This is a genomic window from Kitasatospora sp. NPDC101447 (assembly GCF_044767225.1).
GTDB lineage: Bacteria > Actinomycetota > Actinomycetes > Streptomycetales > Streptomycetaceae > Kitasatospora.
The window spans coordinates 1-21496 of sequence record NZ_JBIWNL010000024.1; the positions used below are offsets into that span (position 1 = coordinate 1).

The following is a 21496-nucleotide window of genomic DNA, read 5'->3' on the forward strand; positions in this document are numbered from 1 at the left end:
GGTGCCCGCGCCCACGGCGTGCCGGGGGGGGGGCCCCGCGGCCGCGCGCGGCGGGGGGCCGCCCCCCCCGGGCCCCCCCCGCCCCCCCGGGCCCGGGCCCGGGGGGGGCCGGCGGTCGTCCGGTGCGGAGCCGTCGGGTCAGCCGCGGACGGTGGCCTCGAAGGCGTGCAGGTAGGGGTTGACCGGGCAGACCTCGGTGACGGTCAGACCGGCTTCCTCCATCAGCCGGACCATGCTCTCCTCGGAGTGCTTGGCGCCGCCCACGTTGAGCATCAGCAGCAGGTCCATCGCGGTGGTGAAGCGCATCGACGGGCTGTTGTCGACGAGGTTCTCGACGACCACCACGCGGGCGCCGGGGCGCGCCGCCTTCACCACGTTGGCGAGGGTGCGGCGGGTGCTCTCGTCGTCCCACTCCAGGATGTTCTTGATGATGTAGAGGTCGGCGCGGACCGGGATGTCCACCCGGCAGTCGCCCGGCACCATGCGGGCGCGCGCGGAGAAGGCGCCGCCGTCCTGCAGCCGGGAGTCCGCGCCGGCGACGACCTTGGGCAGGTCGAGCAGGGTGCCGTGCAGGGCCGGGTGCTTCTCCAGCAGGCTGGCGAGCACGTGGCCCTGGCCGCCGCCGATGTCGACCACCGAGTCGATGCCGGTGAGGTCCAGGTAGTCGGCGAAGTCCTGGGCGGACTGCCGGCTGGAGGTGGTCATCGCCTTGTCGAAGACCTTGGCCGAGTCGCCGCCGTCGGTGTGCAGGTAGTCGAAGAACTCCTTGCCGAACAGCTCCGGGAAGACGTTGCGGCCGGAGCGGACCGCCTCGTCCAGCTTCGGCCAGGCCTCCCAGGTCCACGGCTCGGTGCACCAGAGGGAGATGTAGCGGAGCGAGTTGGGGGCGTCCTCGCGCAGCAGCCGGGACATCTCGGTGTGCTCGAAGCGGTCGCCCCCGGTCTCGGCGAAGATGCCGTAGCAGGTGAGCGCGCGCAGCAGGCGGCGCAGCTGGCGGGGCTCGGTGTCGAGCGCGGCGGCGAGGTCGGTGACGGTGGTCGGGGTGTCGCCGAGCGCGTCGGCGACTCCGAGCCGGGCGGCCGCCCGGACGGCGGCGGCGCAGGCGGCGCCGAAGACGAGCTCGCGCAGGCGCATCGCGGCCTGCGGGCTGGAGTGGGCGGGTGCGGTGGTCATGGGCGCTTCCTTGGGGGTGGGCGGCGAGGGGGTCGGGGTGCTCAGCAGCGGCCGGAGGGCTCGGAGCGTTCGCAGGTGTTGCGGGCGAAGGTGTTGTCGGCCCCGGCGTCGCGGTCGGCGAGGTCGGCGGGGCCGTTGCCGCTCAGGCGGTTGTCGGTGACCTGGGCCCGGGCGTTGGAGACGCCGACGACACTCTTGAAGAGGACGATGCCGCCGGAGAAGTCCGAGGTGCCGGTGTTGTCGCGGACCTCGTTGTCGGTGACCCGGGCGTCCTCGGTGCCGGTGAGCACGATGCCGGCGCCCTGGATGGCGCCCAGGCGCGGGTTGGCCGGGCAGAACTTGTTGTTGGCGACGACCTTGTTGCGCCGCACGTCCAGGTCCCCGGCGCGGGGCACGCCCTCGTCGCCGACCACGAAGACGCCGGCGCAGTTGCCGCTGATGTCGTTGTCCTGGACGGCCAGCCCACGCAGCCGGCGGACGGTGACGCCGACCCGGTTGCCGGTCAGCTCGTTGCCCTCGACCACGGTGCCGCCGGTGTCGGGCGCGCCGCCCTCGCGGTAGGCGTAGTTGGCGAGGAAGACGCCGGACTGGCCGTTGTCGGTCGAGCGGTTGCCGAGGATGGCGGCCTTGGTGGACATCTCCTGGCTGATGCCCTGCTGGGCGTTGCCGTGGACGAAGGTGCCCTGGACGGTCAGGCCGGTGGTGCCGCTGGCGTCGATCCCGTTCTTGGCGAAGCCGGTGACGGCGAGGGCCTCGATGGTGACGTCGCGCAGCGGGGCGGCCTCGGTGCCCACCACGCAGAGGCCGTGCCCGGCGGTGGCGCAGGCGTTCTCGGTGCCGGTGCCGGGGGTGATGACGCTGTCGGGGCCGGAGCCGACCAGGGTGAGGCCGGGGGTGGTGATGCGGACGCTGCCCCGGTAGGTGCCGGGGAGCAGCAGGACGGTGTCGCCGGGTTGGGCGGCGTCGACGGCCTGCTGAATCGATTCGCCGGGCTGGACGAGGTGCAGCCGGCCGATGTCGGTGGCGTGGGCCGCGGGCGCGGCGGCCAGGGTGGTGAGGACGGTGGTCAGGGCGGTGGCGGCCGCGGTGGCCGCGGCCAGGTGGTGGACCCGTCGCGTGGGCATGAGTGGTGACCTGTTCTTTCGGCGTGCGCGGTGCTCGTGGGTGGGTCGGGGTGTCCGGCCCGGTCCGGCGGTGTGGACTGACGCGCTGTGTGCGGGCGGTGACGGCCAGTGGGTGCGGCCGAGTCGACGGTACGGTCGCCCGGGTGGGGCCGCCACCAGGGCTGGGCTGCGGGACTGACGGGGCGTCGGCCGGGCGTGGGACGGCCCGGCGTGGCGCGTGCGGGGCGGACATGACGACGCGCCCGACCGCGGGTGCGGTCGGGCGCGGGTGCGGATGTGGGTGCGGTCGGGCGCCGTGGGGCGCGGGTGCGGGTGCGGTCGGGCGCGGGTGCGGATGTGGGTGCGGTCGGGGGCGGTGTGTTTCCTGCCGGCTCCGGCTCAGCCCCCGGCCGGGGCCTGCGGGCCGAGGCGCACGGGCAGCGCAGCGAGGTGCCAGGCGGCCGGGTTCGGGCCGCGTTCGACGGCCTCCGGTCCGACCGCGAGGGCGAGCTGCGGGTACGCGCGGAGCAGCGCGCCGAGGGCGACCACCGCCTCCTCGTGCGCCAGCGCCGCGCCCAGGCAGCGGTGGGTGCCGTGGCCGAAGCCGAGGTGCGCGTCGTGGTGCCCGTCGCGGTCCGGGGCGCCGGCCCGGCAGATGTCCAGGCGCTCCGGCTCGGCGTAGACCCGCGGGTCGTGGTTGGCCCCCGCGAGGATCGGCATCACCGCCTCCCCCTTGCGGATCAGGGTGCCGGCCAGGGTGAGGTCCTCGGTCGCGTAGCGCGGCACCCCGCCGATGGTCGGGCCGCACCAGCGCATCAGCTCGTCGACGGCGGCGGGCAGCAGGCCCGGGTCGGCGTGGACCAGCGCCAGCTGTTCGGGGTGGGCGAGCAGCGCGGCCGTCCCGTTGCCGATCAGCGTGGCGGTGGTCTCGTGCCCGGCGACGATCAGGTTGAGGATCAGCGAGACCGTCTCGACCGGGGCGAGGGTGTCGCCCTCGGCGGCCGCCAGCCGCGAGAGCAGGTCCTCGGTCGGTTCGGCGCGGCGCCGCTCGATCAGTTCGCGGGCGGCGGCCACCATCGCGCGCAGCGCCTCGTCCAGGCCGGGCCCGGCGCCCCGGCCGAGGTAGGAGCTCCAGCGGCGCCACTGCGGGCGGTCGGCCTCGGGGATGCCCAGCACCTCGCAGATCACCGTCACGGGCAGCGGGTAGGCGAAGTGCGCGACGAGGTCGACCACGCCGTCCCGGTCGGCGTGCCCGGCGAGCCCGCGGGCGTACTCCTCGGCGAGCCGTTCGATCCGGGGCCGCAGGCGCTCGACCGCGCCGGCCGTGAAGGCCGGGTGCACCAGGCCGCGCATCCGGCGGTGCCGGGCGCCGTCCGCGTCGAAGACGCCGGCGCGCAGGTACGCGGCGCACTCCGGCGGCATGCCGCGGGCGCGCCAGACCTGCTCGGTGCGGTGGGCGGGGGCGGGCGCCTCGGCGGGGGCGGCCGCAGGGGTGGACGTGTCGGCGGTGGCGGCCGCAGCAGCCCCGGTGGGCGCCTCGGCACGGGGCCCGCCGTGGACGGAGTGCACGTCGTTGGCGAAGCGCGGGTCGGAGAGCACCGTGCGGACGTCCTGGTAGCGGACGGCGATCCAGAACGGGTCCACGCCGGGGATGGTGGCGCGGGCGAGCGGGGCGCGTTCGCGCAGGTCGGCGAAGGCGGCGAAGGGGTCACGGACAAGGTGGTCGGCGCGCAGGTCGACGGTCTCGACGGGGTCGGCGGTGGTCACGGCTGCCTCCTCGGGGACACGGATTCCTCGTGGTCACGGATCGTGACGGAGGCGGGTGCCGGGATCCGGGGTTTCCGGGTGCCATTCACTCGATGGAGTACAGAGGATCGTTTCCTCAGGGCTCGGTGGAAGGGCGCGGCGGACCCCGTCTCCGCAGGCCCGGGCCGACCTGCCCGCCGCCGCCGTCCGGCCGCGTGACATCCTCGGGGCCATGACCACCGTGCCCGCGCCGTCCCCCGCCGCCACCGTCCGCAACCCGATCGGCGCCCACGTGCCGGTGGCCGGCCGGGGGCTGGCCGGGACGGGCCTGGCGTACGCGCGGCGGGTCGGCGCCGAGACGGTGCAGGTCTTCGTGGCCAACCCGCGCGGCTGGGCGACGCCCGCGGGCAACCCGGCGCAGGACGAGGAGTTCCGCACCGCCTGCGCCGACCAGGGCGTCCCGGCCTGGGTGCACGCGCCCTACCTGATCAACTTCGGCTCGGACAACCCGGCCACCCGCGAGCGTTCGGCCGACTCGCTGCGCCACTCGCTGCACCGCGGCCACGCCATCGGCGCACTCGGTGTCGTGCTGCACACCGGCTCGGCGGTCGGCACCGCGCCCGGCGGCGGCTCACGCCGGGCGGAGGCGATGGCGCAGGTCCGCGAGGACGTCCGGCCGCTGCTGGACGAGCTCGACGCACTCGGCGAGGACGCGCCCTGGCTGCTGCTGGAGCCGACCGCCGGTCAGGGCAGCTCCCTCTGCTCACGGATGGAGGAACTGGCCGAGTACGTGGAGGCGCTGGACCGTCACCCGAAGGTGGGAGTTTGCCTGGACACCTGCCACGCCTTCGCCGCCGGACACGATCTGGCGGCCCCCGGCGGGGTGACGGCCGCGCTCGACGCCCTGGCCTCCGCCGCCGGGCCGGGCCGGCTGCGGCTGATCCACGCCAACGACTCCGAGGACGTGGTCGGTGCCCGCAAGGACCGGCACGCCAACATCGGCGCCGGGATGATCGGCGCGGAGCCGTTCCGCGAGCTGTTCGAACACCCGGAGACGGCCGGCGTACCCCTGTTGGTCGAAACCCCGGACCGCAAGCACGGCGGGGACGGCACCGGACACGCCATGGACATCGCGGTGCTGAAGGAGCTGCGGGAGCGCGCGGCCGTCCGCGTCTGAGTCCCCGCCACGGGGCCCGGCGGCCGCCGACGCTGGAGCTGCCGGATCGCGGGGCCGGTGCGAATCTGGACGAGTCGTTGCCGCCGGCCCCCAGGGGGTTCCTGGATGTTTCCGACCCGGAAACTCGCCGCACTGCCCTGCGGCCACCGCAGCAAGTGGGTGGTGCTCGCACTGTGGCTGGTGCTGCTGGTGGCCCTCGGCCCACTGGCCGGAAAGCTCATGGGTGCCGAGGACAACCAGGCGTCCAGCTGGCTGCCCGGCAGCGCCGAGTCCACCCTGGTGCTCGACGAGCAGCGGGCCTTCCAACCGGTGGACACCGCCCAGGCCGTCGTGGTCTACCAGCGGCCCTCCGGCATCACCCCCGCCGACCGGGCCGAAGCCGCCCGTGACGCCGCCGAGTTCCGTACCGTGCCGCACGTCGCCGGGACGGTCACCGGCCCGGTGCTCTCCGGCGACGGCCAGGCGATGCAGACCATCGTGCCGATCGACATCGGCACCAACGGCTGGAACGACCTGAAACCCGCCGTCGAGCAGCTGCGCCGGATCGCCGCCGACGGCAGCAACGGCATGACCACCCATGTGACCGGCCCCGGCGGCATCGGCGCCGACCAGGCCGCGGCCTTCGCGGGCATCGACAGCTCGCTGCTCGCCGCCACCGTCAGCGTGGTGATCATCCTGCTGCTGCTCACCTACCGCAGCCCGGTGCTGTGGATCCTGCCGCTGGTCTCGGCGGCCGGCGCGCTGACCGTCGCCGAGGCGCTCATCTACCTGCTCGCCAAGCACGCCGGACTGACCGTCAACGCGCAGAGCGCGGGCATCCTGATCGTCCTGGTGCTCGGCGCCGGCACGGACTACGCGCTGCTGCTGACCGCGCGCTACCGCGAGGAACTGCGCCGCCACCAGGACCGGCACGAGGCGATGGCCTTCGCCCTGCACCGGGCCGGGCCCGCCATCCTCGCCTCCTCGGCGACCGTGATCGCCTCCATGCTCTGCCTGCTGGTCGCCGAGATGAACTCCACCAGCGGCCTCGGCCCGGTGTGCGCGATCGGCGTGCTGGTCGCCCTCGTGGCCATGCTGACCCTGCTGCCGGCGCTGCTGGTGATCGTCGGCCGCTGGGTGTTCTGGCCGGTCCGGCCCGGGTACGGCACGCCGGAGCCGACCAGGACCGGCCGCTGGGCGCACATCGGGGCGTGGATCGGCGGGAAGCCCCGCAAGGTGTGGGTGACGACGGCGCTGGCGCTCGGCGTCTGCTGCATCGGGCTGGTCTGGCTCGACGCCAACGGCCTCAGCACGGCCGGGACCTTCACCGGCAAGCCGGACTCGGTGGTCGGCCAGCAGGTGCTGGAGCAGCACTTCCCGGGCGGTACGGGCGCGCCGCTGACGATCATCTCCACCGCCGAGGGCGCCCCCACCGTACGGGAGGCCGCCGGGACGACTCCGGGGGTGGCGGCCACCACGCCGCCGGTCGTGCACGAGGGGCAGGCCCTCTTCCAGGCGACGCTCACCGACCCGCCGGACAGTCAGGCCGCCAAGGACACCGTCGACCGGGTGCGGGACGCCGTGCACGCCGTGCCGAACGCGGACGCCAAGGTGGGCGGCAACACCGCCGTCATCCTGGACGCCGGGCGCGCCGCGGGGAACGACAACCGGGCGATCATCCCGCTGGTCCTGGGCGTGGTGCTGCTGATCCTCGCCCTGCTGCTGCGGGCCGTCACCGCGCCGCTGGTGCTGATCGCGACCGTGGTGCTGTCGTACGCGGCGGCGCTCGGGATCAGCGCGTTCTTCTTCGCGCACGTCTTCCACTTCGAGGGCCAGGACAACGCGTTCCCGCTGTTCGTCTTCGTGTTCCTGGTCGCGCTGGGGATCGACTACAACATCTTCCTGATGACGCGCGTGCGGGAGGAGTCCGCTCAAGTCGGCACCCGGCAGGGAGCGCTGAACGGGCTGTCCGCCACGGGTGGCGTGATCACCTCGGCCGGTCTGATCCTGGCCAGCACCTTCGCCGTCCTCGGAACCCTGCCGGTCGTGGGCTTCGCCGAGATCGGCTTCGCGGTGGCCCTCGGCGTGCTGCTGGACACCCTGGTGGTGCGCTCGGTGCTGGTCACCGCGCTCACCATGGACCTCGACCGGCACATGTGGTGGCCCGGGCAGCTGTCCCGGCCCGCCCCGGTGGCGGAGACCGCGCCGAGCGGGCAGCGGTGAGCGGGCAGCAGTGAGCGGGCGGCAGTGAGCCCGGGTGCCGCCGTGGCGGCACCCGGGCCCGTTCACCCGTCGATCAGCAGTCGCCGATGCACTTGTCGTCGGTGTGCTCGTGCGCGTTGAGCCACTGGGCGTGCGGGCCGAACAGGCCGACACCGGCCGAACCCGTCTCCAGGCTCGCCGAGGTCGACGAGTCCGACGCGTGCCAAGCGGCCATCGCCGGCACCGGCGCCGCGAGAGCGGCAGCGCCCGTCACGGTGACGACAACGGCGAGCTTGCGGATGTTTCCACGAAGCGACATCAGATGTCCTTTGGGTGGTCTCTGGCATGAAGGAGCGCCCCGGGGCCGGCCACCAGCACACCCGGCCACCCCGCGACACCGGCACAGGTTTGCACACGAACGCGCACGAACCCGCCTTCATCGCAAGCCGACTGCGGCATCCGGGTGACACAACTCCCCCTCCCGGACGAACGGGCGGCCCGGCGAGGGGCGGGTCGAAGAGTTGGGGGGAGAGCGCGCTCACCGGGCCGGACGAGTGCCCGTCCGGCTGCCGCGCCGCCGTAAGACTTGCGGTGAATCGCCGGGCGAACTGAACAAATCCCGTCGATTTGGTGCAAGGTGTCGCCCGGTCCGAGCATGAACGGTCGCTCCGCACGCTCCCGACGCTCCACCGAGCGCGCGTCGGAGCACGGGCAGCACCACGAAAGGCGCACCACCCTCATGCAGACCAGTCCCGCCGCACCCCGGCAGGCGACCCGACCGAACGGCCCGGAGACCCCGGCCCCGGCCGACCCCACCCCGCCGAGGAACGGCCGCTTCGGGCTGGCGACCGCCACGGCGCTGGTGATGGGGAACATCATCGGCGGCGGCATCTTCATGATCCCGGCCGCCGTCGCGCCCTACGGCACGGTCAGCCTGCTCGCCTTCGCGGTGCTCACCGTCGGCGCCATCGCACTGGCGCTGGTCTTCGGGCAGTTGGCGCGCCGCAACCCGCGCACCGGCGGGCCGTACGTCTACGCGCGCGAGGCCTTCGGGGACTTCGCCGGCTTCCTGTCCGCCTGGTCGTACTGGATCACCACCTGGGTCAGCAACGCCGCGCTGGCCGTCGCCGCCGTCGGCTACCTCGACGTGCTGCTGCCCGTCGGGCACTCCACCGCGTTCAGCATCACCGCCGCGCTGGCCTTCCAGTGGCTGCCCGCGCTGGCCAACCTGGCCGGGACCCGCTACGTCGGGGCCGTCCAACTCGTCTCCACCGTCCTGAAGTTCGTCCCGCTGCTGCTGGTCTCGGTGGGCGGCCTGTTCTTCTTCGACCCGAAGAACCTGGGGCCCTTCGACGGGAGCGGCCAGGGCTGGGCGGGCGGCATGACCGCCGCCGCGGCGATCCTGCTGTTCAGTTACCTCGGCGTGGAGTCGGCCGCGATGAGCGCCGGCAAGGTCCGCGACCCGGAGCGCAACGTCGGGCGGGCCAGTGTGCTCGGCACCACCGGCGCGGCGGTGGTCTACCTGCTCGGCACGGTGGCGGTCTTCGGCAGCGTCGCGCACGAGCGGCTCGTCCACTCCACCGCGCCGTTCTCGGACGCCGTGAACGCCATGTTCGGCGGATCCTGGGGCGGGACGGCGATCGCCGTCGCCGCGCTGGTCTCGATGGGCGGCGCCCTCAACGGCTGGACGCTGCTGGCCGCCCAGGCCCCGTACGCGGCCGCCAGGGACGGCCTCTTCCCGGCCTCCTTCGCCAAGGAGCGGCGCGGCGTCCCGGTCTTCGGCGTGGTGGTGAGCGTCGGTCTCGCCTCGGTGCTGACCGTCCTCAACTTCGCCAGCGGCGCGAAGGGCGCCTTCGACATCCTGGTGCTGGTCACCACCTTCACCGCCACCGTCCCGTACCTGCTCTCCACCGCCGCGCAGCTGTACTGGCTGGTCCGCGGCGCCACCGAGAAGGTGGACAACGGCCGGCTCGTCCGCGACGCCGTCCTCGGGCTGGGCGCCTTCGCCTTCTCGCTCTGGCTCCTCGCCGGCGCCGGCTACGCCGCCGTCTACCAGGGGGTGCTGTTCCTGTTCGCGGGGATCCTGGTCTACGTCTGGATGGCGGGGCGGCGCCGCGGCTGAGCCGGGAGGGCGCGGTTGAGCCCGGGCTGACCCGGGTCGGCTCGGCTCGGGTCAGCCCGGCTCGGGTCGGGTCGGCTCGGCTCGGCTGGGCTCGGGCCTGCTCGGGAGGTCGCTGCCGATTGAGGCCGGACGCAACCTCCCGGCGACGGTGTCCTCGCTGCGGCCTCCCCGTGACCTCCGTCGGCGAGGCCCGCTCGGCGGCGGCCGGAGGTCATGAACACCCGTGCAGGATGCCGGACTTGTCCGGTAGTCCCCGGTAACGGGCCGATGTCCACGAGGATTTCACGTCCGGGGTCTACCCGCGTAGCCCCAAGCTCGCCACACTGGCGCACGCAACTCAGCATCTTTTCCGATCTGATGATGGAGCGTTCGCCATGGCCACCGCCGCGTCCATACGCCGGTTCCTGTCCTGCATACCGGCCGCCGCCGCCCTCGCCGCCGCCACCGTGCTCACGACCGGCACCCCCGCCCAGGCCGCCCTGCCGACCCCGATCTCCGCCGCCACCGCCCGGACCTACCTCGCCGCGATGCCCGCCACCGCCGAGACCCACGGGGACACCTACGACCGGACGCTGTTCCACATCTGGATCACCATCAGCGGCACCTGCGACACCCGCGAGTGGGTCGTCAAGCGGGACGGCACCAACGTCGCGACCGACACCTCCTGCAAGGCCACCAGCGGCAGTTGGACCTCGCCGTACGACAACGCGACCACCACCAACGCCTCGTCCTTCGACGTCGACCACCTGGTGCCGCTCTCCGAGGCCTGGGCCTCCGGCGCCTGGTCCTGGACCGACGCCCAGCGCCAGGCCTTCGCCAACGACGTCACCCGCCCCCAGCTGCTCCTGGTCTCCGCCGGCAGCAACCGCTCCAAGGGCGACCGCGACCCCGCCGAGTGGCTCCCCCAGGCCTCCTACCGCTGCACCTACGCCCGCGCCTGGGTGCAGGTCAAGCAGTACTACGGCCTCAGCGTCGACAGCGCGGAGAAGACCGCGCTCACCGGAATCCTCAACGGCTGCTGACCGCACCCCGCCCGGCGGCGCCCCGCTCCGACCCCACCGGGTCCGGCGCGGGGCGCCGTCGCGTTCCATGACGCCCCGTCAGCCGAGGCCTCGGACATCCCGGCGGCCGCCCGACCCACTCGCCGCCCCGGCCACCGCGCGCCGACAACGGCGAACCCACCGGCCGGGCCGACGAGGTGCCGACCCCGCCACCCGAACGCCACTCCCCGCGCGCCCTGCGGTGCCCGCGCGCCTACGGTGCGCCCAGGGGGTCATCCGAGCGGAAGGCTGTTACCGGCATGGCGGGTAGATTCGAACTTTACGTGGACGAGAGCGGGATGCACCGGTTCCGGCTCAAGGCCAGCAACGGGTCGGTCGTGGTGACCGGGGACCCGGAGGAGAGCAAGGACGACTGCCTGAAGAGCATCGAGTCGATCCGCAAGCTCGCGCCGTACGCGGAGCTCAAGGAGGCTGCCGGGTCGATGTGAGGCCGGGGTGGCAGCAGCTGGAAGAGGACGCGGGCCGGCGGTGCAAATCGCCGACCCGCGTTCGCTTGTACGACAGATCCCTTTGGCCCGGAGCACGCCGGACACGGACAGAACACTGGCATGCGTGTCGTCATCGTCACCGAATCCTTCCCGCCCGAGGTCAACGGGGTCGCCCACAGCGTGCTGCGGACGGCCGAGCATCTGGTCCGCCGGGGCCACCAGCCCCTTGTCGTCACTCCCGCGCCGGCGCGGGGGGCGGAGTGCCCGCCGGAGACCTTCGGGAGTGCCGAGGCGGCCGAGATCCCCGTGGTGCGCATCCCGTCGATGCCGCTGCCGGGGTACCCGCAGGTGCGGATCGCCCTGCCGAGCCGGCAGCTGGCGGCCGCGATCGCCGGACACCGGCCGGACATCGTCCACCTGGCCAGCCCGTTCGTGCTCGGGGCGCGCGGCGGGCAGGTGGCGGCGCGGCTCGGAGTGCCCACCGTCGCCGTCTACCAGACCGACCTCGCCGGGTACGCGCACGCCTACCGGGCCGGACGCGGGCTCGGGGAGGCCGCCGCGTGGCGGCGGATCCGGGCCGTGCACCGGGCCGCCGCCCGCACCCTGGCGCCGTCCACCCCGGCCGCGCAGGACCTCACGGCACACGGGGTGCCCCGGGTGCAGCTGTGGCCGCGCGGAGTGGACTCGGCGCGCTTCCACCCCCGGCACCGGGACGAGGCACTGCACCGGGCGCTCGCGCCGGGCGGGGAGGTGCTGGTCGGGTACGTCGGGCGGCTGGCGCCGGAGAAGCGGGTCGACCTGCTGGCGGCAGCCTCGGCGCTGGCCGGGGTACGGGTGGTGGTCGTCGGGGACGGGCCGTCCGCGCCCGGGCTGAAGGCGTCGATGCCCGGCGCGGTGTTCCTGGGCCGCCGGACGGGTGACGAGCTGGCGCGCTGCTTCGCGACGCTGGACGTGTTCGTGCACACCGGCCCGCTGGAGACCTTCTGTCAGACCATCCAGGAGGCGATGGCGAGCGGGGTGCCGGTGATCGGCCCGGCGGCGGGCGGTCCGCTGGACCTGGTCGCGCACCACCGCACCGGCCTGCTCGTACCGCCCCGGGACGCTGCGGCGGTGGCCAGGGCGGTGGCCGAGCTGGCCGGCGACCCGGCGCGGCGGGCCGCGTACGGGCGGGCGGGACGGGCGGAGGTCACCGCACGCACCTGGGAGGCGGTCGGGGACCTGCTGCTGCGGCACTACGCCGAGGTGCTGGCGGAGAACCGGGGGGTGTCGGGGACGCCGGGACCGGTGACGGCGGGGACGGTGACGGCGGGGACGGTAACGGCGGGGACAGTGACGGCGGGGACGGTCGTGCCGGCTTCCGCGATGCTGGGGCCGATGACGGCCGGCGCGACGGACATCACCGCCGCGAAGGACCCGGCGGCCGCGGACAGCATGCCGGAGGAGTTGCCGGCATGATCCCCGTCCCGAACGGCGAGGCCCTGACGATCGTGCGGCTCGCCAACTTCGTCACGCCCGTCTCCGGCGGCCTGCGCACCGCGCTGCGGCACCTGGGCAGCGGGTACCGGGCCGCCGGGCACCGGCCGGTGCTGATCGTGCCCGGCAAGCGGCGCACCGAGGAGGAGACCGAGCAGGGCCTGGTGGTCACCCTGCCGGGACCGGTCCTGCCGGCCAGCGGCGGGTACCGGCTGCTCACCGACCGCCGGGCGGTGGCCGCCGAACTGACCCGGCTCTCCCCCGACCGGCTGGAGGTGTCCGACCGCACCACACTGCGCTGGACCGGCGCGTGGGCACTGCGGCACGGGGTGCGCTCGGTGATGGTGTCGCACGAGAGCGCCGCCGGCGTGCTGCGCACCCGGGGAGTGCCCGGGCCACTGGCGAACGCCGCCGCCGACCGGCTCAACGCGGCAACCGCCCGCGCGTACGACTCGGTGCTGTGCACCACCGACTGGGCCGCCGCGGAGTTCCGGCGGATCGGCACGCCGAACCTGGCCCGGGCGCCGCTCGGGGTGGACCTGGAGGCGATGCGGCCGCTGCCACCGGCCGACCGGGCGGCGGAGCGGGCCCGGTACGCCGCCCCGGCAGAAGTGCTGCTGGTGCTCTGCTCGCGGCTGTCCGCGGAGAAGCGGCCGGAGCGGGCGATCGAGGCCCTGGCCGCGCTGCGGGCCCGACGGGTGCCCGCCGTCCTGGTCGTGGCCGGGACCGGCCCGTTGCGGGGGCGGCTGGCGGACCGGGCCGCCCGGCTGGGGCTCCCGGTGCGCTTCCTCGGACACCTGAGCGGGCGCGAGGCGCTCGCCCGGCTGCTGGGCTGCGCCGACGTGGTGCTCGCGCCCGGGCCGGTGGAGACCTTCGGGCTGGCCGCGATGGAGGCGCTGGCCTGCGGGACACCGGTCGTGGCGAGCCGGTCCTCCGCGCTGCCCGGCCTGATCGGTCTCGCCGGGGTCGCGGCCGCCGACACGGGAGACGGATTCGCCACCGCGGTCCGCCAGTTGCTGGACCGGCCGGAGGGCGTCCGGCGGGCGGCCGCCCGCGCACAGGCCGAGCGGTACGGCTGGCCCGCGGCGGTGGCCGCGTTCCTCGCGGCGCACGGCGTACGGAACGGCGGCACGAGGGAAGGGGGTCGGGATGAGCATGCTCGGCACCGGCCCTGACCGGCTGGCGGAGGACCGGTCACCGGCCGGCGAGCTGACGCGGTTCGTCGCGCTCGGGGACTCGCTGACCGAAGGAGTCGGGGACGCGGTGGGCGAGGCGTGGCGCGGCTGGGCGGCCGTCCTGGCCCGGTCGCTGGCGCCCGGGGGGCGGGACGTCGAGTTCACCAACCTGGCGTACAGCGGCGCACTGAGCAGCGAACTGACGACACGTCAGCTACCGGACGCGCTGGCACTGCGGCCGCAGTTGGCAGCGGTGGTGGTCGGCGGGAACGACACCCTGCGGGCCGGCTTCGACATCCAGCGCACCACCCTCGAACTGGACGCCACACTGGGTGAACTGTCCGGCCACGGCGCCGTGTTGCTGACCGCCTGCCTGCCCGACCCGGGCACCCTGCTCCGCCTCCCGACCGCGCTCGCCCGCCCGCTGGCACGGCGGATGCGGGCCGTCAACACGGTGGTGCACGCCCTCTCCGCACGTCACCGGGCGATCCACCTGCACCTCGCCGAGCTGCCGTGGCTGGAGGAACGGCGGCTGCTGAGCGTGGACCGCCTGCACCCCAGCGCCGAGGGCCACCATCTGATCGCCCGCCGCTTCCACGCGCTGCTCGCCGAGGCGGGGCACCCCCTCGGCCCACCACCCGCCACCGCACCGGCCGAGCCCCCGCCGAGCCCGGCCGCCGACCTGTGGTGGATGGCCACCCAGGGCACCCGCTGGGTCGTCGCCCGCAGCACCGACCTGCTGCCCGGCCTGCTGGCACTCGCCGCAGCCGAATCCGCCGCCCGGCTGCGCGGCGCGAGCAGCCGGCACGACGAGCAGATGGCGCGGGCCGCGGCACAGGCACTGGCCTCCCTGGGGTGAGGGGCGGCGTGGCACCCGGCCGGAGCCGCGCGGAGCGGCGGGGGGCTGCCTAGACCCATCCCTCGTCGAGGTGGACCGTCCAGGTGTCTCCCACCGCCCTGCGCAGCTCGACCAGGGCCGCAACGTCCGCGACGACTGCCGGAGCGTCGGACAGCCACAGTGGGGAGTCCGGCACGCCCTTGCGGGTGTAGACCGGCAGCTCGCCGTTGCAGCTGAAAGCGTGAAGCGATGCGGGAGCAGAGTCGAACCATGCAGGGCGGTTCTCCTCGGCCCACGCCGCCGCGGCGTCGACACGGTCCACGTGCACCAGTAGCTGCTCGGGAGCGGGTCCGCAGCTGAACTGCACCAGGAAGCCCTGAGCGTCCACTGCCCACCAATCCCACGTGAATCCGGGTCGGGGGTGCCGCAGGATCGTCGTCATGCCGTCACCGTATCCAGGCCGGGCAGGGCAGCGGGTGGCGATGCCCCGCCATCGCCCGAGGTGGCGGCAGCAGTGTTCGGGGACGGTGCGGGCGGTGGCGCGTCGGCGTGGGCGGACGTTGAGCGGGCGTGGCCGGACGTTGAGCGGGCGTGGGCGCGCACTCGTGGGTGGCGTGGTCGGGTGTCCGGCGGAGTGGCCACGGTCACCCGACGGTGGTGATCGGTGCCGCGGCCGGACGGGAACCATGGAGGTGGCCCGGGCTGTCGTGACCGGGGAAGCGTGCGGCGGAGGGAGCCGGGGTGGAGGCAGTCGGGGTGGAGGCGGTCGGGGTGGAGAGCGCGGGCGCGGACGGTCGGGGGATCCTGGCGGCGGCCGGGGTGCTGTTCCCGGACCGGGACGGGCGGCTGCTGGTGGTGCGGCTGCCGTACGACCGGAAGCGCCCGGTGGCGATTCCCGGTGGCGGGTGGGAGCCGACGGACCGGTCACCGCGGGAGACCGCGCTGCGCGAGATCGCCGAGGAGCTCGGGTTCACGCCCCGGCTGGGGCCGCTGGCCTGCGTCGACTGGGCGGTCGACCACGGCCGCCCGCCGATCGTGGCGTACCTCTACTGGGCCGAGCCGCTGACGGAGCAGCAGACCGCGGCCATCCGGCCGGACGCGGCCGAGGTCGGCGGGTGGACGTGGCTGACCGCCGAGCAGGCGGGCCACGCGCTGCCACCCCTGCTGTCGCGCCGGGTGACGGCCTGTCTGCGGGCGCCGCGGACGGCCGGACCGCTGGAACTGGAGGGCAGCCGGCCCGCCGGGCACACCCTGCGGGCACTGCCGGCCGACGGCCCGGTGCCCGAGTACCTCGGGCTGGCCGCCGCCCCGGAGCTGAACCCGGCGACCGCGCAGCGGCCGGCTCCGCCGCTGGACCGGGACACCTTCTACGCCACCCGGCCGCGGATCCGGGCCAAGGCACGGGCGCTGTTCACCGACGCCGCCGGGAGGGTGCTGCTGGTACGGCTGCGGCCGTGGGACGGGCCGCGCGGGCGGGACCCGTACTGGACGCTGCCGGGCGGCGGGGTCGAGGCGGACCGGGAGACGCCGCGCACGGCGGCCCGCCGGGAGATCCGCGAGGAACTGGGCCTGGAGGTCGAGCCCGGACCGCTGCTCGCACTGGACTGGCAGCCGGGAGCGGCAGCCGATCCGGGGCCGGACCCGGCGACCGGGCGGGACACGGCCGTGCTGGTGTACGTCTACGACGGGGGCACGGTGACGGACGCGATGCTCGACGCGATCGTGCTGCAGGAGGCGGAGCTGGTGGAGTGGCGGCTCTGCGATCCGACCGAGGCGCGCTCGTTGCTGACCGGGCCGTCCTGGGACCGGACGGCCGCCGCGTTGGCGGCCCGGGAGGGAGCGGGCGGGCCGGTCGAGCTGGTGCGCGGCCGGGCAGCGGGGTAGCGGCCGGGCGGGCGGCGGGCCCACACGCGGGCTGCCGGCGGGCTGCCGACGGGCTGCCGGCGGGAGACTGCAGCGGGCGGCCGGACCGGTGAGTCGCCGGGGGCCGGTTGGGACAGACTGAAGGCATGCAGAACGCGATCACGGAGGTGCTGGCCGGCCGTCGGGTGGAGTCGGTCAGCGGGGGCGGGCGGCTGGACCTGCTGCTGGACGGCGGGGTGAGCGTCCAGGTGGCGCACGAATTCCGCTTCGCGGCACCGTCGTTCGCCGCACCGGAGGAGGTCGGGCACTTCTTCCCGGCGCTGACCTTCCAGCCGAGCAGCACGCTCCTTGCGCTGGTCGGGCGGACCGTCGACACCGCCCGGATCACCCTGGCCGGCGGACTGGAGCTGGGCTTCGCCGGCGGCGGCGCGCTGTCCGTCCCGCCGCACGCTCAGCTGGCCCCGTGGACCGTGCTGGCCGCCGGGGACGTGGCGTGCGCGGGGCTGCCCGGCGGCGAGGTCCGCTGGGCCGAGCCGGACGGGACGCCGGGGGAAGAGCCCGGCGGGGCCTGAGCCACCGCCGGGGACCCCTCCGGCGCCCGGGGGCCGTCAGACCTCCAGGTCGGCCTCGATCTTGAGGAGCTGGTGGCGGGCCATGGCCAGGTTGGCGCGGCCCTTGTCCAGCGCGAGGTAGAGGAACAGACCCTTGCCGGTGCGGCTGGTGAGCGGGCGGATCAGGTGGTACTGGCTGGACAGGGTGATCAGGATGTCCTCGATCCCGTCCCCCAGGCCGAGCATGTCCATGGTGCGCATCTTGGCGCGGACCACGTCGGTGTTCCCGGCCGCGGCCACGTTGAGGTCCAGGCCGCCGGGGCCGTCGAGGGTGGCGAGCGCCATCCCGCTGTTGTAGTCGACCAGGGCGGCGCCGATGGCCCCCTCGATGCTGGTCATGGCCTGCTTGAGTGCGCCGGGTGCGTCGGTCATCTCGGTAACTCCCGTTCGGTGGTTGGGTTGTGGCTGATGTTGTGGTGTGTCGTGTGTGCTGTTGTGGCGTGTGGTGTCGTGACGTGTGGTGTCGTGGTGGTGGGTGGTGGGTGGTGTGGTGCGGCAGTGAGGTAGGGGGGCGGGCGGGCCCCGGTCAGCCCACGTCGCGCGGATCCTTGGGCAGGAGGGCGTCGTTGAGCAGCCCGGAGATGCGTTGGGCGCTGCGACGGGCCTCCAGGTGCAGGCGGCCGACGTTGACGTCCGGATGTGCCAGCAGGGTCAGCACGCAGCTGCCGCCGGCCGCGTAGGTGGCGACGTAGCCGTGCTCGCCGCGCACCAGCGACTCCCGGAACTCACCCTGGCCGGTGGTATCGGCGAGCCGTTGGGCCAGCGAGAGCGAGGCCGCCGTCATCGCGGCCAGGCCGGAGGGCTCCGTCCCGTGGGTGTCGTGGGCGACCAGCAGGCCGTCCACACTGGCCACCAGGCCGCCTGCGAGGTGCGGGACGCGGTGCTTGCAGGCACGCAGTTCGGCGAGCAGCTCGGTCTCCAAGGCGATCAGTTGTCTCCTTCCGACACGCTGCTTGAGCGCCCGCCTCATGGCCGGAACGGCGGGGTCGCGGGCGGGGAGTGGGTCAAAGTCGGGCCTCCAGAAGGTCTCGGACCCGGGTCAGCAGCGCGATGTCCGGGTCGGGGACGGTCAGCGGGTGGGCCGCTGCCGGGGTGGGCTGGCAGTCGGGGCGGGCGGGGGTGCCGGCGTCGGCCTGCGCGGTGTACTGCGCCGGAGGCCGGGCGGCCGCGGCGGAGTACGCCGCGCCCGGGGTGCCGACCTGCACGGCACCGACGACGACGGCACCGCTCCTCGTGACCCCGCGCAGGGTGGCGCCGGGGATCCGGCGGTGCAGGCCGCCGGACGTTCTCCCGCTCGCGGCGGGAGCGACGGCCGGCGGCGCGGTCGCCGACCGGGCGGCACCCGGCACCGTGGTGTGCGGTGCGGTCGGATGCGGCGCACCACCGTGCGGTGCACCGGGGTGGGACACACCGCCGTACAGCGCGCCGGGGTGCGGCGCGGGGGGCGGCGGGCCCGGCGCTGGGGGCCCCGGGGCGACGGGCCCCGGCGCGACGGGCCCCGGGGCGACGGGCCCCGGCGCGTCGAGCAGTCCGGCGGCGGCCAGACGGCGGACGTCCGCCGTGACGCCGAAGCCGGAGCGGCCGAGCAGGCGGGCCAGGTCCGCCGGGGTTCTTCGGCCGTCGGCGTGGTCGATCAGCTCCCGGCGCCGCCGACCGGGCGGACGGTGGGACGGCAGGCGGTTGTGCTCCACCGGGCGGACCGGGGCGGTGTCGAGCTGCGCCCAGGGCCAGATCCGGTCGAGCAGCCGGCCTCGGCGCTCCACCTCGCGGCGGAGCCGGTCCGGCTCGACCGTCGCGACCGGTCCGAGCCAGTGCCGGACGTCCGACTCGAACCGCCAGAGGCCGCCGCCCGGATCGGCGAGGACGAAGAAGGCGGCGTCGAACAGCGTTCCCAGGTGGCCGAGTTCGAGCTCTCCCCTGGTCAGCAACCGCCGTTCGACCAGGACGTCGCCGACCCGGGCCTGCGGGCCGTGGACGCGGACGAGGTCCGCCCAGTCCTCGGGAGTGATCCGGCCGCAGCCGGTGAGCAGGTCGGCCAGGCCGGGTGCGCGCGGGGACTCGGCGCCGGCCACCGCGCCGTCGACGAGGTGGAGGGTGCCGAGCGGACCGTGCAGGGCGCCGGTGGCGCGACGGCCGGCGAGCAGGGCGAGCGCCTCGCCCGGGGTCTTCGGTGCGGCGTACTCCGTCGGGGGCGGGACGGTGCCGATGGCGGCGGTCACGCGGGCCACCGCCGGGAGGCGGCTTCAGAGGAGGATGCGGGTGCGGAGGTGGAGGTGGATCCGGATCCGGGTGCGGGTGCGGGTGCGGAGACTGGTCCGGAGGCGGCGGCAGGACGCGTCGGCGGCCGAAATGCGACGGGCAGCCGGAGGGGCTCGGGTGTCACGGACGTCGGGTTCACCCCAGCACCAGCTCCTCGGCCAGCGCCTGGAGGCGGAAGCGGGCGACGGCGAGGTTGCCCGCCGTACGGTCCAGCCAGAGATGGAGGACGAGCCGGCTGTCGAAGACCGTGTCGATGAAGCGGATCAGGTGGTAACTCCGGCCGGCAGTGACGATGATGTCCTCCAGCGGGGACCGCCGGTTCTCCGCCGCTGTGAAGGTCTGGCTCTCGACGGCCGCTCGGACCAGGTCCGTTGCCTCGGCGGCGGAGGTCTCGTGCTCGCCCGTCGGGCTTTCTCCGACGCTGCCGAGGGCGAGCCCGCTACTCCAGTCGACCAGGCTCGCGGCGCGGGCTCCGGCGATTTCCATCGCTCCGGAGAGGCATTCGTCGATACCCGGCACACCGGCTCCTTCGCGGGGTCTGGGCGGCCGGGCGCTCTGCGGCACCGACCGGATCGCCACCAGCAGTGGCAGGTTCGACACGGAAGGCTACTGCCGGGGTTCAGTCTGACGAACGTTCCAATGGCATATTCACATCATTAGCGGCTGGTTCCAGCCAAGGTATGACGATTCATCAGACCGGCCCGGGTGCGCAAACCCGCTGGCCCGCCCACCGTTCGGGAACGGTGCTCATCGGCCACCTGGCACGGGACCTTGGCCGATACCGGGCCGACGGGGAGGGTTTCGAGCCCAGGAATGCGATAAAGGGACGAACGCGCGGGAGGCGAACACCTGAGCCCTGGCCATGAGCGGCGCTCATGTCGAACGCGATGAGGCACGCTCATGGGCAGCGCCATGAGGGGCGCTCATGGCGGCCCTCATGAGGAACCGCGATGAGGCAGGCTCATGGGCAGCGGCCATGAGCAACACGCATGACGAAGGGGCCCGTTCCGCTGGACGGAACGAGCCCCTTCGAGTGGAGCGCCAGGCCCGGATCGCACGGACTCTTCCTACTGAAAGTAGGACGTGCTCTGGTAGCACCGCTGACGCATGTTCGAGAGATTCGCTCTCCGGAAGATCACTTCCTCTCGACGGACAGAACAGTAGCAGGTCATCGGGCCTGCTCAGAAATCGAGCCGGACGGATCGTGGCTGGTCGGCCCGGTACCGCCCGAGGGGTGCCACCGGCTCAGGCCTGGCCGACCGCCTCGGCGAGCAGGCGGTAGGAGTCGAGCAGCGCGGCACGGTCGTAGGTGCTGGTGGTGACCAGGAACTCGTCAGCCCCGCTGCGCTCGACCAGCGCGGCCAGCTCGGCGGCGACATCGTCCGGGGTGCCCGCGATGTGGCCCTTGAGCGACTGCTCGTACGCGGCCCGCTCCCGCGCCGTCATAGCCCGCGCACGGATCTCCGCGGCCGGGGCCAGCGGCGGGAACTCGCCGTGGGTGCGGGAGTACGCGCCGGACCAGGCCTCCGGGACGAGGAGCTCCTGGGCCCGCTCGGCGGTCCCGGCGACCGCGACCGTGCCCGAGACCACCACGTACGGCTCGGCGGCCTGCACGGAGGGACGGAACCGGGTGCGGTAGCGGTCGATCGCCGCGAGCATCCGCTCCTCCCCGCGCGCGGCGGCGATGACCAGCGGCAGCCCGGCGTCGGCGGCCAGATCGGCGCCGGCCCCGGTGGCCAGCACGAAGGCCGGAACGTGCAGTCCCTCCGCGGGCCGGGCATGGACACCGCGGTGCGCCTGCTGCGACCCGTCGAAGTAACCGAGCAGCTCGGCCAGCTGGGCGCCGAAGTCGTCCGCCGCGCCCTTCTCCCGCCCGAGCGCCCGGCGGACACCGTCGGTGAAACCGACCGAGCGGCCGAGGCCCATGTCGATCCGGCCGGGGAACAGGGCCGCGAGCACCCCGAACTGCTCGGCCACCACCATGGGTTGGTGGTTGGGCAGCATCACCCCTCCGGTGCCGACCCTGATCCGCGAGGTGGCCGCCGCCACCGCGGCGGCGAGCACGGTGGGTGCCGAACCGGCCACCCCCGGCACCCCGTGGTGCTCGGAGACCCAGAAGCGGTGGTACCCGAGCCGCTCGGCCTCGCGGGCGAAGTCCACCGTGTCCCGCAGCGCCCGGGCCGGCTCCTCGCCCTGGCGGGTGCGGGAACGGTCGAGCACGGAGAGCCTGGTGGTGGGCGCGGTGCTGGTCACGTGGGTGGACAACGCCTGCCTGCCGGGTGGGCA

General features: G+C 74.6%; 19 protein-coding genes and 1 pseudogene. 10 read left to right on the top strand and 10 right to left on the bottom strand.

Annotated elements, in window-relative coordinates; genetic code table 11:
• Positions 1–138: 138 nt before the first annotated feature.
• From ACIRST_RS28115 to ACIRST_RS28125, 3 genes are all read right to left on the bottom strand, one after another.
• Positions 139–1173, bottom strand: coding sequence for a methyltransferase (locus ACIRST_RS28115; RefSeq protein WP_350526670.1), 1035 nt, complete (start codon positions 1171–1173; stop codon positions 139–141).
• Positions 1174–1214: 41 nt separating this feature from the next.
• Positions 1215–2297 carry a right-handed parallel beta-helix repeat-containing protein gene (locus ACIRST_RS28120; protein ID WP_350526669.1) on the bottom strand — a complete coding sequence of 361 codons (1083 nt, stop codon included), beginning with the start codon at positions 2295–2297 and terminating at the stop codon, positions 1215–1217.
• A gap of 378 nt (positions 2298–2675) precedes the next feature.
• A complete protein-coding gene (locus ACIRST_RS28125; RefSeq protein WP_402805240.1) occupies positions 2676–4043 on the bottom strand; it encodes a cytochrome P450 in 1368 nt (455 codons plus the stop codon).
• Positions 4044–4254: 211 nt separating this feature from the next.
• Here ACIRST_RS28125 and ACIRST_RS28130 point away from each other — a divergent pair, with 211 nt between their 5' ends.
• Both ACIRST_RS28130 and ACIRST_RS28135 read left to right on the top strand, forming a co-directional pair.
• A complete protein-coding gene (locus ACIRST_RS28130; protein ID WP_402805243.1) occupies positions 4255–5199 on the top strand; it encodes a deoxyribonuclease IV in 945 nt (314 codons plus the stop codon).
• A 105-nt stretch (positions 5200–5304) separates the two neighbouring features.
• Entirely contained in the window at positions 5305–7401 is a 2097-nt protein-coding gene (locus ACIRST_RS28135; RefSeq protein WP_402805246.1) for an MMPL family transporter, read from the top strand.
• Positions 7402–7474: 73 nt separating this feature from the next.
• Here the strand turns inward: ACIRST_RS28135 and ACIRST_RS28140 are convergent, their stop codons facing one another.
• Positions 7475–7699, bottom strand: coding sequence for a hypothetical protein (locus tag ACIRST_RS28140; protein ID WP_350526665.1), 225 nt, complete (start codon positions 7697–7699; stop codon positions 7475–7477).
• Between the two features lie 420 nt (positions 7700–8119).
• Here ACIRST_RS28140 and ACIRST_RS28145 point away from each other — a divergent pair, with 420 nt between their 5' ends.
• From ACIRST_RS28145 to ACIRST_RS28170, 6 genes and pseudogenes are all read left to right on the top strand, one after another.
• Entirely contained in the window at positions 8120–9502 is a 1383-nt protein-coding gene (locus ACIRST_RS28145; protein WP_350526664.1) for an amino acid permease, read from the top strand.
• Positions 9503–9876: 374 nt separating this feature from the next.
• Entirely contained in the window at positions 9877–10524 is a 648-nt protein-coding gene (locus ACIRST_RS28150) for an HNH endonuclease family protein (RefSeq protein WP_402805250.1), read from the top strand.
• 278 nt (positions 10525–10802) lie between these two features.
• Positions 10803–10991 carry a DUF1508 domain-containing protein gene (locus ACIRST_RS28155; RefSeq protein ID WP_350630945.1) on the top strand — a complete coding sequence of 63 codons (189 nt, stop codon included), beginning with the start codon at positions 10803–10805 and terminating at the stop codon, positions 10989–10991.
• A 120-nt stretch (positions 10992–11111) separates the two neighbouring features.
• A pseudogene (locus ACIRST_RS28160) lies at positions 11112–12257 on the top strand (glycosyltransferase family 4 protein); the annotation flags it as partial.
• A gap of 185 nt (positions 12258–12442) precedes the next feature.
• Positions 12443–13639: a glycosyltransferase gene (locus tag ACIRST_RS28165; RefSeq protein WP_402805253.1), complete on the top strand. Its 1197-nt coding sequence runs from the start codon at positions 12443–12445 to the stop codon at positions 13637–13639.
• Positions 13620–14498 carry an SGNH/GDSL hydrolase family protein gene (locus ACIRST_RS28170; protein WP_402805432.1) on the top strand — a complete coding sequence of 293 codons (879 nt, stop codon included), beginning with the start codon at positions 13620–13622 and terminating at the stop codon, positions 14496–14498. The genes ACIRST_RS28165 and ACIRST_RS28170 overlap by 20 nt, the downstream gene beginning before the upstream one ends.
• Positions 14499–14547: 49 nt before the next feature.
• Here ACIRST_RS28170 and ACIRST_RS28175 read toward each other — a convergent pair whose 3' ends face one another.
• Positions 14548–14919 (bottom strand): hypothetical protein, encoded by a 372-nt coding sequence (locus ACIRST_RS28175; protein ID WP_402805255.1) that lies wholly within the window; start codon positions 14917–14919, stop codon positions 14548–14550.
• A gap of 299 nt (positions 14920–15218) precedes the next feature.
• Here ACIRST_RS28175 and ACIRST_RS28180 point away from each other — a divergent pair, with 299 nt between their 5' ends.
• The gene (locus tag ACIRST_RS28180) at positions 15219–16361 is read left to right on the top strand and encodes an NUDIX hydrolase (RefSeq protein WP_402805257.1); all 1143 of its coding nucleotides are present in this window, start codon (positions 15219–15221) and stop codon (positions 16359–16361) included.
• A gap of 125 nt (positions 16362–16486) precedes the next feature.
• The gene (locus ACIRST_RS28185; RefSeq protein WP_402805260.1) at positions 16487–16912 is read left to right on the top strand and encodes a DUF6188 family protein; all 426 of its coding nucleotides are present in this window, start codon (positions 16487–16489) and stop codon (positions 16910–16912) included.
• Between the two features lie 36 nt (positions 16913–16948).
• On the opposite strand, the gene ACIRST_RS28190 is transcribed toward ACIRST_RS28185, so the two are convergent.
• The 5 genes from ACIRST_RS28190 to ACIRST_RS28210 form a co-directional block, all read right to left on the bottom strand.
• The gene (locus tag ACIRST_RS28190; RefSeq protein ID WP_350526656.1) at positions 16949–17323 is read right to left on the bottom strand and encodes a hypothetical protein; all 375 of its coding nucleotides are present in this window, start codon (positions 17321–17323) and stop codon (positions 16949–16951) included.
• Between the two features lie 154 nt (positions 17324–17477).
• On the bottom strand, positions 17478–17873 hold the full coding sequence (locus ACIRST_RS28195; RefSeq protein ID WP_350526655.1) for a roadblock/LC7 domain-containing protein: 396 nt from the start codon (positions 17871–17873) through the stop codon (positions 17478–17480).
• Positions 17874–17955: 82 nt separating this feature from the next.
• On the bottom strand, positions 17956–19170 hold the full coding sequence (locus ACIRST_RS28200; RefSeq protein WP_402805262.1) for a hypothetical protein: 1215 nt from the start codon (positions 19168–19170) through the stop codon (positions 17956–17958).
• Positions 19171–19345: 175 nt separating this feature from the next.
• Complete coding sequence (locus ACIRST_RS28205) at positions 19346–19729, bottom strand: hypothetical protein (RefSeq protein WP_350524811.1); 384 nt, start codon at positions 19727–19729, stop codon at positions 19346–19348.
• Between the two features lie 726 nt (positions 19730–20455).
• A complete protein-coding gene (locus ACIRST_RS28210; protein ID WP_402805264.1) occupies positions 20456–21463 on the bottom strand; it encodes an MsnO8 family LLM class oxidoreductase in 1008 nt (335 codons plus the stop codon).
• Positions 21464–21496 lie beyond the last annotated feature (33 nt).